Raw genomic sequence first — 15,722 nt, forward strand, 5'->3', positions numbered from 1 at the left:
ATTTTATTTTATGGCAAGCCCTATTCGATTTTCCAGAACCGACTCTAAAGACTTCATCAGAACCCTAAATAAGCGTGTAAATACTTATTTTAAAGACAATCAAATTTCAAAAACAGGAAATTGGAAACTACATGTAAAAACCGTAGTTATGTTTTCACTTTTTTTTGTCCCTTATATTCTTATTCTTTTTACTCCTTTTTCGCCGTGGATTAAACTAGGCATGTCTATTTTAATGGGAGTTGGAATGGCTGGCGTAGGTATGAATATTATGCACGATGGCAATCATGGAAGTTATTCTAAGAAAAAATGGGTGAATAAGCTTATGGGTGGAAGCATTTACATTTTAGCTGGAAATGTGTATAATTGGCAAGTTCAGCATAATGTCTTACACCACACATATACCAATGTGCATGGTCATGACGAAGATATTAGCGTTGGACAAATTGTGCGTTTTACACCTGAAGCTAAATGGAGAAAATTTCATAAATTTCAGCATATTTACTCTTTCTTTTTATATGGATTATTAACTATAAATTGGGCAATTACTACAGATTTTAGACAATCAAGAAAATATTTAAAGCAAAAATTATCCTATGGTAAATTACCCAACCCGCTAAAACAATGGAGCACAGTTGCTATTAGTAAAGTGGTTTATGTTTTGCTTTGGATTGTCACCCCTATTTTACTAACAGAATTAACCTGGTGGATGGTTATAATTGGTTTTGTAGCAATGCATTTTACCGCCGGTTTAATTTTAAGTGTCGTTTTTCAATTAGCGCATGTTACAGAAAATACCATAATGCCAATTCCAGATGAAGAATTAAAGTTTGAGCATGCTTGGATAACGCACCAACTATTTACAACTGCTAATTTTTCGGTACATAACAAGTTTGTTAGTTGGTTTACTGGTGGCTTAAATCAACAAGTAGAACACCATATTTTTCCGAATATAAGCCATATACACTATGGTAAAATCCGAAAAATCGTAAAGCAAACTGCAGAAGAATTTAATCTACCCTACTTTGAGTATAAAAGTACTAGAGCTGCAATAATTTCTCACTACCGGTTTTTAAAAGAATTAGGAAATCAACCAAAATTAGCATAAACAAACATGAACAATACATTATCTGATAAAGTAAATAGCCTAGAAACTTCTGCAACCCTTGCTATGGCTGCAAAAGCTAGAGAGCTAAAAAGTCAAGGAAAAGATATCATTGGCTTAAGTTTAGGTGAACCCGATTTTAATACACCCCAATTTATAAAAGACGCAGCTAAACAAGCTATTGATGAGAATTATCATGCTTACACCCCAGTAGATGGCTATGCAGATTTAAAAAAAAGCATTCAACAAAAATTTAAACGAGATAATAATTTAGATTATCAACCATCTCAGATTGTTGTTTCTACAGGTGCAAAACAATCTTTATATAATGTTGCCAATGCCATTTTAAATCCTGGAGACGAAGTTGTTTTACCTTGTCCGTATTGGGTTAGTTATCGCGATATTGTGCAATTAACTGGTGCAAAAGCAATAGAAGTTTCTACAAGCTTAGAAACCGACTTTAAAATGACCGCAGAGCAGCTGGAGCAAGCCATATCTCCCAATACAAAAATGCTTTGGTATAGCTCTCCTTGTAATCCTTCTGGCTCTGTATACAGTGAAAAAGAATTACGTGCTTTAGCAGAAGTTTTAAAAAAACATCCACAAATTGTTGTTGTAAGTGATGAAATTTACGAACATATTAATTTCTCTGAAGAAAAATTTTCTATGGCAGAAATTGATTTTATGAAAGAAAGAACGGTTACCGTTAATGGTGTTTCTAAAGCTTACTCCATGACGGGTTGGCGAATTGGTTATATTGGCGCACCAGAATATATTGCTAAGGCCTGTACAAAATTACAAGGCCAAGTTACAAGCGGAGCAAACTGTATAGCACAACGTGCAGTTATTGCTGCTTTAGATGCGCCTATTAGCGAAATTAAATTTATGATTGACAAATTTAAAGAACGAAGAAAATTAGTTCTAGATTTAGTTGAAGACATAAAAGGTTTTACATCAAATGTTCCTGAAGGCGCTTTTTATGTTTTTCCTAATGTAAGCGATTTTTTTGGAAAAACTATTGGCAAACATGAAATTAATAATGCATCTGACTTTAGCTTGTTTTTACTAGAAGTAGCCAATGTGGCTACTGTTACTGGTGAAGCTTTTGGAAATCCAAATTGTATACGTATTTCGTATGCAGCTAGTGAAGTAGATATTAAAGAAGCCTTTAAACGAATAAAATTAGCTTTAACTTAAAAATTTAAACTTCAACAATTTATTTAATAAAGTTGTTCTATATTATTAAAAAACAGCCTGATAATAAATTTCAAGCTGTTTTTTTTTAAAAGATTAATTTGTAATTAGTTACTGATTATTCAGGCATTACAGCTTCAACTGAATACCCTTTGGTTCTTAGTAATTGAATCACTCCTTTTTCACCAATTAAATGAAGTGCGCCAAAACCAATAAAACTCGGTTTATCCTGGCACATTTTTTCAATTATAGGTATCCAATTTTCATTTCGGTTATCGAGAATTTCAAAATTGTAGTTGGACATTAGACTTTTGTCTTTTGCAAAAGACTTTTCTAACTCCTTTAAATTTTCATCTTCATAGGCTTTTACTAATTCATCGAATTGTCTTTCATATAATTTGTTGGTGTCTTTAGCCATCTTAATTAAGTCTGTAATTTGTTCTTCAATAGGTATAGCATCAAAAATTGCCATCTGATCTTCTATCGTTTCTAAACCTATAATAGGAAGTTTTTTTAGCTGGGCTTGATGCAAAAGCAACATATCATAAGCTTGGGGCAATGAGCAATCAAGCATAGTTGGTACGAGCATGCTTTGTAGTATAAATGGTTTTAAACGTTTCAGCATTTCATAATTTATCGTCTTTATGTTTTCGGATAAAAAGGAATAAAGTACTTGCTTATCTTCTTCATTAACAAAGTCCATTACAGCTTTTCCATCTTTTATATACATCATTTGCATCATTTTTACTTGCATGCTTGTATCGGACAAATCAATTTCTAAAGCTAACTGCTTTGTTTTATTTAGAGCATCTAAAACCCTTGGTTTTAGTTTGGTATTGCAGGTGGCGTGTAAGGTTCCGAACAAGTATGAATGACTGCTAAGCCCATTCCCAGAAATTTTCCATAATAAACTCGATTCTAATTCTAGTGCTTTAAATGTAATTGCACTTAAAAAAAACCCAAAAGGATTATAAATTTAATTTTCATAATTTTAATCTTAAGATTGCTATAAATCTAAATCTTCAAGTTGCTTATAATTTTTATATAATTTTCGAGTTAAAAATCCATACAATAATTGATAAAATAGCCAAATAATCGCAATAAACAAAAGCATTATTCCGAACATTATACCAATAAATATCCAAATGTTTAAGTTTTGGAATTCTTGCAAATTGGTAATTACAAAATAATTCATCACCATAAAACTAAGGGCAAAATAAACAATATTAAACCAAACGTAACACTTTACTGTTTTACGGGTTGTAAGTATTTTTTTCATTAATCGTTTAGCATCATCTGTAATTTTGATTTTTTGATAGTTGTAAAAGAAAATTGCAATAAAACCAATTATAACAACATAATTAATAATTAATATGAGTTGGTATAAAAGTTCTACACCTGCTTTTTCAAAAATATCGTTATAGCCTTGAAAACTACTAAAAACTTCAAGTCCAATCCAAAAAGCAAATTCTAATAAGCTTATAAAGAAAATCCATTTTACTAATGAAGATGATTTCTTTTTTAACATAGCGCAAATTTCTTCAGTTTTAAACTGTGGCAAACTTGCTTCCTGCTTTTTCCAATCTTGTTTTAAAATATCTAATTCTTCCATTTAATCTATGCTTAACAGCTCTTTCAGCTTTTTCTTAACTCGATTCATCTTCACTCTTGCGTTTACTTCAGATATCCCTAGAGTTTCTGAAATTTCTGTATAATTTTTATCTTCTAGATATAGAAAAACTAATGCTTTATCTATATCGTTTAATTCTTTAATGGCCTGATACATTAATTTTAAATTTTGCTCGGTTGTATCGTCGTATTCTTCTGCTTTAATTTTAAAAGCATACTGATCCCATTCTTGAGTTTTAATACGTCTTTTTTGCTTTCGATATAGTGTTATAGCTGTATTTAATGCAACCCTATACATCCATGTGCTGAATTTAGCATCGCCCCTAAATTTGGGGTAAGCTTTCCATAATTGAATGGTGATTTCTTGAAATAAATCTTTGTGTTCAGCTTCACCAGTAGCATAAATTCGGCAAATTTTATGCGCGATGTTCTGGTTGGCTTCCAGCTTTTTTACAAATTCTTTTTCTATTGCTTTGTTCACAAAAATAAATTTCGATTAGTTAGTCTTGTAAATTAACTAAATGTTACAAACTTCATTTAGCAATTGACTAAAACATTCTATGTAAAAGTCGCAAATTGATAAAAAATTCTAATCTCTTCAATTATATAATAAGAATTCCTAAAAAATAACAAAAGTATTTCAATAACAGTATAAAAAGTGGTTTATAGGATACAAAAAAATTATCTTTACCCGTAAATTTATCAACACATATAGTACCTATGAAAAAACATAATTTTAGTGCTGGTCCGTGCATTTTACCGCAAGAAGTATTTCAGAAAGCATCTCAGGCGGTTTTAGATTTAGATAATTCTGGTCTATCAATATTGGAAATTTCACATCGGAGTAAAGCCTTTGTCGAAGTTATGGACAAAGCGCAAAGCTTAGCTTTAGAACACCTAAAACTTCCAAAAGATGAATATCAGGTTCTATTTTTGCAAGGTGGTGCAAGTATGCAATTTATTATGTCTGCCTTTAATTTAATGCAAACAAAAGCCGCTTATTTAGATACTGGAGCTTGGTCTGCTAAGGCTGTTAAAGAAGCTAACTTGTTGGGTAAAGTAGATGTTATGGCTTCATCTAAAGATAAAAATTACAATTATATTCCAAAGGATTATGAAATTCCTAAAGATGTAGATTATTTTCATTGCACGAGTAATAATACCATATTTGGAACACAAATGAAGCATTTTCCAAAAGTTGATGCTCCTGTGGTTTGCGATATGAGTAGTGATATTTTTTCTAGGGATATTGATTTTTCTTATTTTGATGTAATTTATGCTGGTGCTCAAAAAAACATGGGTCCAGCTGGAGCTACTTTAGTGGCGGTAAAAAAATCTTGCTTAGGTAAAGTTGACCGTAAAATCCCTTCTATGCTAGACTACCAAGTACATGCTGCTAAGGATAGTATGTTTAATACTCCACCTGTTTTTTCTGTTTATGTGTCTATGCTAACTCTAGAATGGTTAAAAGCACAAGGAGGTGTAAAAGCTATTGAGAAACAAAACAAAGCTAAAGCCGATGCTATGTATGCTGAGATTGATAGGAATCCATTATTTACTGGTTTTGCAGCAAAAGAAGATCGTTCAATGATGAACGCAACCTTTAACCTAACAGACGAAAGTTTAAAAGATAAATTTAATAATTTACTTGTTGAAGCTGGTGTTAATGGTTTAAATGGTCATCGAAGTGTTGGTGGTTATCGCGCATCGATGTATAACGCACTGCCTTTAGAAAGTGTTCAGGTTGTGGTTAAAGCCATGCAAGAATTAGAAAAACAAGCTTAATTACTAAAAATAAAATATTATTTAAAATGAAAATATTAGCCAACGACGGGATTTCGCAAAGCGGTGTTGATTTATTAGAAAAAAATGGACACGAAATAATCTTAACTAAAGTAGCCCAAGAACAATTAGAACATTACATAAATACGCATTTAGTAGATGCTATTTTAGTAAGAAGCGCAACGAAAGTAAGAAAAGATTTAATTGAAGCTTGTCCAAGTTTAAAGCTTATTGGCCGTGGTGGCGTAGGTTTAGACAATATAGATGTAGCTTATGCAAAAAGCAAAGGTTTAAAGGTTATCAATACACCTGCTGCATCTTCTGAAAGTGTTGCAGAATTGGTTCTAGCACATATGTTAAGCGGAGCGAGACAATTAAATAAATCCAACAGAGAAATGCCTTTAGAAGGCGACTCCAAGTTTAAAGAATTGAAAAAAGCATATGCTAAAGGAATAGAACTTTCTGGAAAAACTCTAGGCATTATCGGCATTGGAAGGATTGGCCAGACTTTAGCAAAAAAGGCAATTGGCTTGGGAATGAAGGTGGTAGTTACCGACCAATTTATTGATACAGTAGATGTTGAATTGGACTTTTTTGATGGACAAAAAATTTCGTTTAATTTAAAAAGCATTAGTTTAGATGCTTTATTAAAACAAGCTGATTTTGTAAGTTTACATGTTCCAGCTCAAAAAGATTATATTCTTGGTGCTAAAGAGTTTGAAATGATGAAGAATACTGCTGCAATTGTTAATACGGCTCGTGGTGGCGTAGTAGATGAAAAAGCATTATTAGAAGCTTTAAAAGATAAAAAATTAGGCTTTGCAGCTTTAGATGTTTTTGAAGAAGAACCAACTCCACCCATAAAGCTTTTAATGTGTCCTGATTTATCTTTGAGTCCTCACATTGGCGGTGCAACCTTAGAAGCACAAGATCGAATTGGTACAGAGTTGGCCGAACAAATTATTGAATTTGCTAAACATTAAAAAATGAAAACACTATTTGCTTTTTTCTGCCTTTACATATCTTTTAATTTGACATGTTACAGCCAAATACAACAAGGTGAAGCATCCTATTATAAGGATGTTTTTGAAGGCAGAAAAACTGCAAATGGAGAAATATTTCAACAAAATTTATTAACGGCAGCTCATCGGTCGCTTGCTTTTGGATCTATTGTAAAATTAACCAATAGAGCTAACGGAAAATCGGTTGAAGTTCGCATTAACGATCGGGGTCCCTACATTCGTAACCGAATTGTTGATGTAACCAAGTCGGTTGCAGTTGAATTAGATTTTATAGATACGGGTGTAGCCGAAGTTGAATTAGAAGTAATTTCTTTTGGAAACTCACATCCTACTCCATCTAATCTTCCTTTAGAAGATGAAGAAGATCAAATAGCCCATAATGCAAAGTCTCCAGTTAACAAAATCGAAGATAATATCAGTTTAGAGCAAAAATTACTATCTCAAATTAACAATGCTTCTGCAACAGAACTCTATTTTAATGTAAGAGCTGAACCGGTAAAACCTGATTTTTATGCTGTGCAAATTGCAAGTTTTGCAGATGCTTCAAACGCTTTAAATTTAGGATTAGAACTTGAAAAAGCTTACCAAGAAGAAGTTACTTTACGTTATAAACTATTAAACGGTAAAGCTTTGTATACATTGGCCTTAGGTCAATTAGCTACTCGATTAGAAACAGAAAAATTGTTAGTAAACATCAAGACTAATTACCAAGGTGCTTTTATTGTTAACTTAACAAAATAAAAAGATGAGTATAAAAAAAACATCCCCAATTTTTGTTTTCGTAAGCATCCTAATGCTTGCACTGTTTTTATCTAATTGTGCAAGTACGAAGTCTAAGTCGTCTACATCATCTTCTCAAAATCAGGAAAAAGATACCATTATAATTGAAAACGACAGTTTAAATTACAAACTAGTAATTTTAGATTATGGTTTTGAATCCTGGCTAAAATCTAAATCGCAAAGAAATGATTATACCCAGCAGTATCTAGAACAAAAAAATGAAAATTATGTTTTCGAATACAATTCTAGAGTGCGCAATTCCAGAGGCTATGACAAAAATTTATACCAATTTAGTATTGAGTACGATCCTGAAACTGATTATGGTTACGATGTAAATTATATGCTTTACCATTACTTTTTATTTTTCGAAGAAAAATACAACCAAAATTTAAGGCGATAATTGTAGTTTTGCAGCATGAAAAAATTGAAAGAACGCTGGGGAATTGATTCCAATTTCCAAATTATAATCATCTTCATTGTTTTTAGTATTACTGGCTCAGCAGCTTTGTTTGTAGGAAAACCTATTTTAGCTTACTTTAACCTTGCTCGAGAAAACTTTCAGGATAATTTCTTGGGTGGTTTTATGTACTATAGTTTACGAATTCTTATTATTTTTCCTATATACCAAATTCTATTAGTACTAATTGGTTTCATTTTTGGCCAATTTAAATTCTTTTGGAATTTTGAAAAAAAGATGCTTTCACGCTTAGGACTAGGTTTTCTTTTCAACAATGAACATTAAAATTTACTAAAATTTTAAAAATTGATACTATTCAAATATTATTAATATACTTTTGTAAAACATATTTTTAATTTGAGACTTATTAAATTTCTTTCTTTTATTTGCGCTTTCCTTGCATTGGTTAACATTACCGACGTGCATGCACTTTCGCATTTAATAGAAGGTGATGATCATACTCAAATTGAAAATTGTGATGTTTGTGAAGAGTTTGTTGTTAGCTCAACCGAAGATGAAAACACGAATGCCTTAATACCAAACTTTAACTACTCTTCTACACCAAATTTTTCTGAACTTTTTACCGCTTTCATATCTACAGAAAGCTTTAGTTTGTTACCACAGAAATCGCTGGGTAAATACTTTAATAAACCACCACCACATACAATTTAACAATTCTAGTTTCTGATTTAGACTTAAGTTAATTTGTATTTTATTTATGAGATTTTTTGTTTGGGTTAGTTTTTTATGGCTAACTACATTTACGCTTCAGGCGCAAGATTGCACTTTTCAATTATCTGGAAAAGTTATCGATATTCACGATAGCTCTGCCCTGCCCTACGCTATTATTAAAATAGAAGGAAGTACGAAATATGCTGAAGCAGATGCTAAGGGAAATTACATTTTTAAAAATCTATGTGCAGGAAATTATACATTTGAAATTAGCCATGTTAGTTGCGAAAAACGCAGTGTAAAATTTGAACTAACTTCCGATAAGGTATTCAACTTTAAGTTAGAGCATCATATAGATGAATTAAACGAAGTATTACTTACAGGAAAACTGTATCAAAATAAAATTCTTTCTAATTCAATTCAAGAGTTAAACCAAAAACAAATAAGCAACTTAAGTAACCTGAGTTTTGGTGAAGCACTAGCTCAAATTAATGGTGTTTCAACTTTAAGTACAGGTACATCTATCTCCAAACCCATTATACAAGGCATGCACAGTTCAAGAGTATTAATAATTAATAATAATGTTCGAATGCAAGATCAACAATGGGGAGTTGACCATGCACCTAATCTCGATATTAATTCGGCTGCTAATATTCAAGTAATTAAAGGTTCAGCAGCTTTACAATATGGTGGAGATGCTGTAGGTGGTGTAATTGTGAGCACTCCACAAAAAGCTCCTTTAACCGATACCATTTTTGGAAGTACAATAGCTAATATCAATTCAAATGGTCGCGGGGGCAACTTAAGTACTTCTTTGCTTAAATCGACAAAAAAAGGATGGTATTTTAAAACTCAGGCTAGCTTAAAACGCCATGGTGACCTAGAAGCACCAGATTATGTGTTGTCGAATACAGGTGTGCAAGAAAACAATATCTCTTTTGGTTTCGGACTAAATAAAATCGATTCTGGTTTCAACGCATATTACAGTTTGTTTTCAACTGAAATAGGAATTTTAAGAGCTTCACATATTGGAAACCTACGCGATTTAGAAAATTCAATTAACAGCTTAGTTCCTAGTTTTATAGATGGTTTTAATTATCAAATTAATTCCCCAAAACAACAGGTTAATCATCATTTAGTCAAGTTGGATTATTTCAAAAAGATTAAAAATCTTGGTAAATTAAAAGCGCAATATGCTTTTCAGTTTAATAGAAGAAAAGAATTTGACGTAAGACGGGGCGAGCGTAGTGAAAAAGCTGCTTTAGATTTAGAATTAACAACCCATCAAGTATTAACTCAATTAGAAGTTAGACAATTTGACCGTTTAGCTTTAGATATAGGAGTTGAAACCAGCTTTCAGAATAATTATGCTAATCCTGAAACTGGAGTGCGCCGTTTAATACCCGATTACGATATGTTTACGTTAGGAAGTTTTGTTACTTCTACCTATAACTTAAATAAATTAATAACTATTGATGCAGGAATGCGTTACGACTTTACGCATATAGATGCGTTAAAGTTTTACAGAGTAAGCCGTTGGGAAGAACGAGGTTATGCAATTGATTTTGCTGATATTATCCTTGAAGATTTCGGAACTCAACTGCTCACCAATCCAGTTTTTAATTTTCATAATTTTTCCAGTAGCCTTGGAGCTTTATTTAAACTAGGAGAAGAAACCGAAATAAGAAGCAATTTTAGTTTGGCCACTCGTAACCCAAATCCATCAGAACTCTTTAGCGATGGCTTACACCATAGCATTGCTAATATTGAATTAGGTGATTTACGTTTAAAGCAAGAACAATCCTATAAAGTTAACTTATCACTTTCTCAAGCTTTTAAAAATTTAAAGTTTGAAATAAACCCCTACTTTAATGCAATCGATAATTTTATGGTTTTAGAACCTAGTGGAATAGAAACAACCATTCGAGGAGCTTTTCCTGTTTTTGAATACCGACAAACTCAAGCTCAATTATGGGGAATCGATGCAGAAGCTAGTTACCAATTCAATAAACAAACTAGCTTGCAAGGTCAAATAGCCTACATCTATGCAGAAGATGTAAGTTTAAACCAACCTATTATTAATATGCCACCTTTAAATACGCGATTGGAATTGGTGCACAATCAACCGAATTGGAATAATTTAAGCCTGTCTGTTTCTCACGAATTTTTTGCTAAACAAGAGCGGTTCCCAGATTTAGATTTTTCTACTTTAATATTGAATACAGAAACAGGAGAATTAGAGCCTACGCTTATCAATATAAGTGAATCGCCAGCGGCTTTTCAATTATTTCATGTTACTGCGGAAATGCCATTTAAATTTAATCAAACAGACTTGCGAGTTCGTTTACAAGTTCAAAATATATTCAATACTTCCTATCGGAACTATTTAAATAGGCAACGTTATTATGCAGACGAGATGGGAAGAAATATTCAATTACAAATTCAATTTAATTATTAACCCTAAACACTTTTAAAAACAATTATTAACCCTAAATTTTTTACTTATGAAATCATTAAAAATTACCAGTCTTTTAAGTTTATTATTCATTTTTGCATCCTGCTCAGACGATGATGATGTAAAACTAATTAACGAAGAAGAAGTGATTACAACCCTTACCGTTACTTTGGTAGATAATGCTACTAATCAAACCAAAACATTTCAATCTAGAGATTTAGACGGCGATGGGCCAGAAAGTCCAGTAATTACAGCAGACAATTTAGAGGCAAATACAACCTACCAAGGCAGTATTTTGTTTTTAAATGAACTAGAAGATCCTGCAGAAAATATTACTTTAGAAGTAGTTGAAGAAGGTGCAGAACACCAAGTATTTTTTGTAAGCGCAACCAGCTTGCAAACTACCTTTACTTATGAAGATGCTGATGCTAACAACAACCCTATTGGAGTAGATTTTACTCTAACTACAGGCGAAGCTAGCTCAGGAAACTTATCGATTATTTTAGTACACGATGGAGATAAGTTTGCAGAAGGAGCAGCTGCTGGTGACTCAACTAATGTAGGTGGAGAAACCGATATTGAAGCTACTTTTCCGATTACTATTCAGTAAAACAAGTACTTTTTTATGAATTGATAAGCGATACCTATTGGTGTCGCTTTTTTTGTGAATCAATCATATTTCATGTTAAATTGAATGCCTAAAAGAATTGGACTAAATTCAATTTTAAACAATATTAGATTACTCAATTATTTATTTTCAATCTAACCCAGACTAAAAAACTTCAGCATTTTCCGATCTGTATAATTCCACAATACATGCCAAAAAATCCTATTTATAAAAGCAAATTCTATTGATTTAATTTTATGTAAGCCATTTTTTATTTTCCATTAAAAAAAATGTGCTTTATGCATATGAATATGTATTTCAAATGATTAACTCAAACAAAGAAAGGTTATCACTTCACGAACTGCTTCTTAAATTTTTAAGATTAATCATTTTTTCCTGTTAAATTGGTATTAAAACAAATAATCTAAGTAGGAAAAATTAAGCTGTATATGTCTTATTGATGTAAAACAAAAACAATATTACTATGAAATCAATAAGTAAATTACTTATGCTATGTTTTCTGAGTTTTGGAATTTTTTCCTGCTCAGACGATGATGACAATTCTAATTACAACAATCCAGGAAACTTACCCAATTTAGTTGAAGCTGCAGAAACTGCTGGTTTAACCACTTTATTAGATGCAGTTGCAGCTGTAGATGGTTTAGGAGAAACTTTGTTAAGTCAAGAAGAAATTACTGTATTTGCTCCTACCAACCAAGCTTTCGCTAACGCATTAGCTGCGTATGAAGTTGAAACATTACCCGAATTAGTTGAAGCAATCGGCGGAGTTGGAAATTTAGAAACAGTTCTTGGTTTTCATGTTGTTCCAGCCGTAGCTTTATCTGCTAATTTACAGGCCGAGCAGTCTTTTGTTACTTTAGCAGACCAAGAAATTATTGTACGTAAAAATAACGGAGTAATAACTATAGAAGATGCTTTAGGAAATGAAGCTACTGTAGCTAATGCAGATGTTTTAATAGAAAACGGTGTAGTACACGTTATCGATGAAGTATTATTACCTATTTTACCAGAAGCGCCACTTCCCAATTTAGTTGAAGCTGCTGAAGCTGCAGATTTAAATGTATTGTTACAAGCTATAGGAGCTATCGATGGTTTAGACCAACAATTATTAGATGCTGAAGCGATTACCGTATTTGCCCCAACCGATGAAGCTTTTGGAAACTTACTAACAGCTTTAGAAGTAGCAGATTTAAACGAATTAGTACAAACAATTGGATTAGAAAATCTAGAAACTGTATTAGGTTTTCATGTTGTTCCTGCAGTAGCTTTTGCAGCAGACTTACCAGAAGGAGCAAGTAATTTCACTACTCTAGCTGGTCAAGAATTAACCGTAACTAGAACAGGAGATGCAGTTAGCGTTACAGATACCGAAGGCAGTACTTATAATGTAACTATTCCAAACGTAGCCATAGAAAATGGTGTTGTACACGTAATTGATGGTGTGGTTTTGCCTGAATTAGCATCAAATCTACCAAATTTAATTGAAGCTGCTCAAGAAGCTGGCTTAACAACCTTATTAGCTGCAATTAGTGCAGTTGACGGATTGGACCAACAATTATTAGATGCAGAAGCTATTACCGTTTTTGCTCCTACAAATAACGCTTTTGAAAATGCACTAAATGCATTTGAAGTAGAAAGCTTAGATGAATTAGTGGCTGCCATAGGTGGAGTAGACAATTTAGCAACGGTACTTGGTTTTCATGTAATTCCTGCAGTTGCTTTTGCTGAAGACCTGCCCGAAGGATCTACCGAATATAATACACTAGCAGGACAAGATTTAACTGTAACCAGAACTGGTTCAACCGTAGAAGTAACCGATACTACAGGCGCAACTTATGCAGTAGTTACGGCTAATGTTGAAATAGAAAATGGTGTTGTGCATGTTATTGATGAAGGCGTTTTATTACCAGCATTAGAAACTTCAGAATCTGTTGGAATGACTGTAGAAAATGATGGTGCTTCTGCTTACTTTGTTTCGGATATTCAAGGCGATGAAAACGTAACTACTTTAAATGAAAATAACAGTACTTGGACTCTAACTATAGGTACACGCTATGTATTAAATGTAACCGGTGCATCAAGCCACCCATTTGCATTAAGAAATGCAGCAGGCGATTTATTAATTGCTCAAAATGGAGCTAGTGCAGATTTCCAAAATGACGCTGATGTTGATGTACAAATTGATGGAAATGTAATTAGTTTTACTTTAACACCAGACTTAGCGAATGCAGTTGATAATTATGTATGTACAGTACACGGAAGCATGTCTGGTAGCATCACAGTAAATTAGGTTTTTGATTGAGTTGTTTTGATGATGTGATGTGATGATGGAAAAAGCTGCGAAATTCGCAGCTTTTTCTTTTTGTAGCAGTAACAGGTAAAATTAAAAGCTTCAAAAATAGTAGTTTATTGTGTTGTGGTAGTTTAAATTGGGCACTGCAGCTGAACATTTGTATACATAAACTTCCTTTTAGCTTCAACTTTATAATTCTTTTTTCAATTGATTTGCTAAAGTATAGCAATTTTACAAACTTCTAATTTTGTAATTTTGCAATATGCTAAATCAAGATACAATTGTAGCCTTAGCTACACCTTCAGGAAGTGGTGCTATCGGAATTATTCGCGTTAGCGGTAAAGATGCATTGAGCATCTGTAATCTTCTTTTTAAATCTAAAAAAGGGCTTCCTTTACTTCAACAAAAAAGTCATACGCTTCAATTGGGCCATATTGTTGATGGTGAACGTATTTTAGATGAAGTTTTAATTAGTGTTTTTAAGGGAAATAAATCCTATACAGGTGAACCAACAGTAGAAATTTCCTGCCATGGTAGCGCTTTTATTCAAAAAGAAATCATTCAGCTTTTAATGCAAAAAGGCTGTCGTGCAGCCAATGCTGGGGAATTTACCTTACGCGCATTCCTAAATGGAAAAATGGACTTGAGTCAAGCAGAAGCTGTTGCAGATCTCATTGCAAGTGATAATGCTGCTAGTCACCAATTAGCCATGCAACAAATGCGGGGCGGATTTACTAACGAACTTGCTGTTCTAAGAAAAGAGCTCTTAGATTTTGCTTCCTTAATTGAATTGGAACTCGATTTTGCTGAAGAAGATGTTGAGTTTGCCAACAAAGAAGAATTTCAAAGTTTAGTAACTAAAATTCAAAAAGTGCTGAGTCGATTAATCGATTCTTTTGCGGTTGGTAATGTTTTGAAGAACGGAATTCCTGTAGCCATCATAGGTGAACCTAATGTAGGAAAATCGACTTTACTAAATGCCTTACTCAATGAAGATCGGGCTATTGTTAGCGACATCGCCGGAACTACACGCGACACCATAGAAGATGAAATTAGTATTGGTGGTATTGGTTTCCGTTTTATCGATACAGCAGGTATACGAGAAACCCAAGATCAAATTGAAGGTTTAGGCATCAAAAAAACCTTCGAAAAAATTGAACAAGCCCAAGTGGTTATTCAATTATTAAATTCTCCCGATTTATTTGATGAAGGGCAAGCACTAATACAAGAACGCATCAACAACATTAAGCTAGAACTCGATAAACTAGCTGCTCAATTTCCAGAGCGTCCTTTTATTTTATTGGCCAATAAGGTAGATGAATTAACAGAACAGCAACAAGCTTTATTGAAGTCTGCTTTACCCAAAATTCAATTTATTTCTGCTAAACAAAAAATAGGAATTGAAGAATTACAAGCACAATTACTCAATTTTGTAGATACAGGCGCTTTACGTAACAACGACGCCATCGTAACCAATTCACGCCACTACTCTGCTCTACTTTTAGCCTTAGAAGAAATCAATAAAGTACAGGAAGGATTAAATATGGGTTTAAGTTCCGATTTACTCGCCATCGATATCCGACAAGCTTTATTTCATTTTGGGGAAATCACAGGACAAGTCACCAATGATGAATTACTAGGAAACATTTTCGCTAATTTCTGTATCGGGAAGTAAGTGAAACAGCAAATCTCCGATTTGCGTAGTTGA

The 15,722-nt window shown here is 32.9% G+C and carries 15 protein-coding genes; 12 read left to right on the forward strand and 3 right to left on the reverse strand.

The window, feature by feature from the left end:
- Nucleotides 1-10 precede the first annotated feature (10 nt).
- Nucleotides 11-1,105: a fatty acid desaturase family protein gene (locus tag IEV63_RS09620; protein ID WP_188406598.1), complete on the forward strand. Its 1,095-nt coding sequence runs from the start codon at nucleotides 11-13 to the stop codon at nucleotides 1,103-1,105.
- Between the two features lie 6 nt (nucleotides 1,106-1,111).
- Nucleotides 1,112-2,299: a pyridoxal phosphate-dependent aminotransferase gene (locus IEV63_RS09625; protein WP_188406599.1), complete on the forward strand. Its 1,188-nt coding sequence runs from the start codon at nucleotides 1,112-1,114 to the stop codon at nucleotides 2,297-2,299.
- Between the two features lie 115 nt (nucleotides 2,300-2,414).
- Here the strand turns inward: IEV63_RS09625 and IEV63_RS09630 are convergent, their stop codons facing one another.
- The 3 genes from IEV63_RS09630 to IEV63_RS09640 are packed head-to-tail and all read right to left on the reverse strand — an operon-like array spanning nucleotide 2,415 to nucleotide 4,406.
- Entirely contained in the window at nucleotides 2,415-3,272 is an 858-nt protein-coding gene (locus IEV63_RS09630; RefSeq protein ID WP_188406637.1) for a TraB/GumN family protein, read from the reverse strand.
- Between the two features lie 30 nt (nucleotides 3,273-3,302).
- On the reverse strand, nucleotides 3,303-3,908 hold the full coding sequence (locus IEV63_RS09635) for a DUF8845 family protein (protein ID WP_188406600.1): 606 nt from the start codon (nucleotides 3,906-3,908) through the stop codon (nucleotides 3,303-3,305).
- A complete protein-coding gene (locus IEV63_RS09640) occupies nucleotides 3,909-4,406 on the reverse strand; it encodes an RNA polymerase sigma factor (RefSeq protein WP_188406601.1) in 498 nt (165 codons plus the stop codon). It abuts the gene before it with no gap.
- 239 nt (nucleotides 4,407-4,645) lie between these two features.
- Here IEV63_RS09640 and serC point away from each other — a divergent pair, with 239 nt between their 5' ends.
- The 10 genes from serC (at nucleotide 4,646) to mnmE (ending at nucleotide 15,689) form a co-directional block, all read left to right on the forward strand.
- Complete coding sequence (gene serC, locus IEV63_RS09645) at nucleotides 4,646-5,710, forward strand: 3-phosphoserine/phosphohydroxythreonine transaminase (RefSeq protein WP_188406602.1); 1,065 nt, start codon at nucleotides 4,646-4,648, stop codon at nucleotides 5,708-5,710.
- Nucleotides 5,711-5,736: 26 nt separating this feature from the next.
- A complete protein-coding gene (locus tag IEV63_RS09650) occupies nucleotides 5,737-6,690 on the forward strand; it encodes a D-2-hydroxyacid dehydrogenase (RefSeq protein ID WP_188406603.1) in 954 nt (317 codons plus the stop codon).
- Between the two features lie 3 nt (nucleotides 6,691-6,693).
- Nucleotides 6,694-7,470 carry a septal ring lytic transglycosylase RlpA family protein gene (locus IEV63_RS09655; RefSeq protein WP_188406604.1) on the forward strand — a complete coding sequence of 259 codons (777 nt, stop codon included), beginning with the start codon at nucleotides 6,694-6,696 and terminating at the stop codon, nucleotides 7,468-7,470.
- A 4-nt stretch (nucleotides 7,471-7,474) separates the two neighbouring features.
- Nucleotides 7,475-7,909, forward strand: a complete 435-nt coding sequence (locus IEV63_RS09660) for a DUF6146 family protein (protein ID WP_188406605.1) — start codon at nucleotides 7,475-7,477, stop codon at nucleotides 7,907-7,909.
- A gap of 15 nt (nucleotides 7,910-7,924) precedes the next feature.
- A complete protein-coding gene (locus IEV63_RS09665; RefSeq protein ID WP_188406606.1) occupies nucleotides 7,925-8,251 on the forward strand; it encodes a DUF6787 family protein in 327 nt (108 codons plus the stop codon).
- 72 nt (nucleotides 8,252-8,323) lie between these two features.
- Complete coding sequence (locus tag IEV63_RS09670; protein ID WP_188406607.1) at nucleotides 8,324-8,638, forward strand: hypothetical protein; 315 nt, start codon at nucleotides 8,324-8,326, stop codon at nucleotides 8,636-8,638.
- Nucleotides 8,639-8,684: 46 nt separating this feature from the next.
- Nucleotides 8,685-11,096, forward strand: coding sequence for a TonB-dependent receptor (locus tag IEV63_RS09675; protein ID WP_188406608.1), 2,412 nt, complete (start codon nucleotides 8,685-8,687; stop codon nucleotides 11,094-11,096).
- Nucleotides 11,097-11,142: 46 nt separating this feature from the next.
- Nucleotides 11,143-11,703: a beta clamp domain-containing protein gene (locus IEV63_RS09680; RefSeq protein WP_188406609.1), complete on the forward strand. Its 561-nt coding sequence runs from the start codon at nucleotides 11,143-11,145 to the stop codon at nucleotides 11,701-11,703.
- Between the two features lie 481 nt (nucleotides 11,704-12,184).
- Entirely contained in the window at nucleotides 12,185-14,011 is a 1,827-nt protein-coding gene (locus IEV63_RS09685) for a fasciclin domain-containing protein (protein ID WP_188406610.1), read from the forward strand.
- Between the two features lie 265 nt (nucleotides 14,012-14,276).
- On the forward strand, nucleotides 14,277-15,689 hold the full coding sequence (gene mnmE, locus IEV63_RS09690) for a tRNA uridine-5-carboxymethylaminomethyl(34) synthesis GTPase MnmE (RefSeq protein ID WP_188406611.1): 1,413 nt from the start codon (nucleotides 14,277-14,279) through the stop codon (nucleotides 15,687-15,689).
- Nucleotides 15,690-15,722: the final 33 nt, after the last annotated feature.

The organism is Psychroflexus salis, assembly GCF_014640175.1.
Lineage (GTDB): Bacteria > Bacteroidota > Bacteroidia > Flavobacteriales > Flavobacteriaceae > Psychroflexus > Psychroflexus salis.

Coding starts and splice junctions, on each gene's coding strand:
- IEV63_RS09620 (WP_188406598.1), top strand. CDS start 11: ATGGCAAGCCCTATTCGATTTTCCAGAACCGACTCTAAAGACTTCATC.
- IEV63_RS09625 (WP_188406599.1), top strand. CDS start 1,112: ATGAACAATACATTATCTGATAAAGTAAATAGCCTAGAAACTTCTGCA.
- IEV63_RS09635 (WP_188406600.1), bottom strand. CDS start 3,908: ATGGAAGAATTAGATATTTTAAAACAAGATTGGAAAAAGCAGGAAGCA.
- serC (WP_188406602.1), top strand. CDS start 4,646: ATGAAAAAACATAATTTTAGTGCTGGTCCGTGCATTTTACCGCAAGAA.
- IEV63_RS09650 (WP_188406603.1), top strand. CDS start 5,737: ATGAAAATATTAGCCAACGACGGGATTTCGCAAAGCGGTGTTGATTTA.
- IEV63_RS09655 (WP_188406604.1), top strand. CDS start 6,694: ATGAAAACACTATTTGCTTTTTTCTGCCTTTACATATCTTTTAATTTG.
- IEV63_RS09660 (WP_188406605.1), top strand. CDS start 7,475: ATGAGTATAAAAAAAACATCCCCAATTTTTGTTTTCGTAAGCATCCTA.
- IEV63_RS09665 (WP_188406606.1), top strand. CDS start 7,925: ATGAAAAAATTGAAAGAACGCTGGGGAATTGATTCCAATTTCCAAATT.
- IEV63_RS09675 (WP_188406608.1), top strand. CDS start 8,685: ATGAGATTTTTTGTTTGGGTTAGTTTTTTATGGCTAACTACATTTACG.
- IEV63_RS09680 (WP_188406609.1), top strand. CDS start 11,143: ATGAAATCATTAAAAATTACCAGTCTTTTAAGTTTATTATTCATTTTT.
- IEV63_RS09685 (WP_188406610.1), top strand. CDS start 12,185: ATGAAATCAATAAGTAAATTACTTATGCTATGTTTTCTGAGTTTTGGA.
- mnmE (WP_188406611.1), top strand. CDS start 14,277: ATGCTAAATCAAGATACAATTGTAGCCTTAGCTACACCTTCAGGAAGT.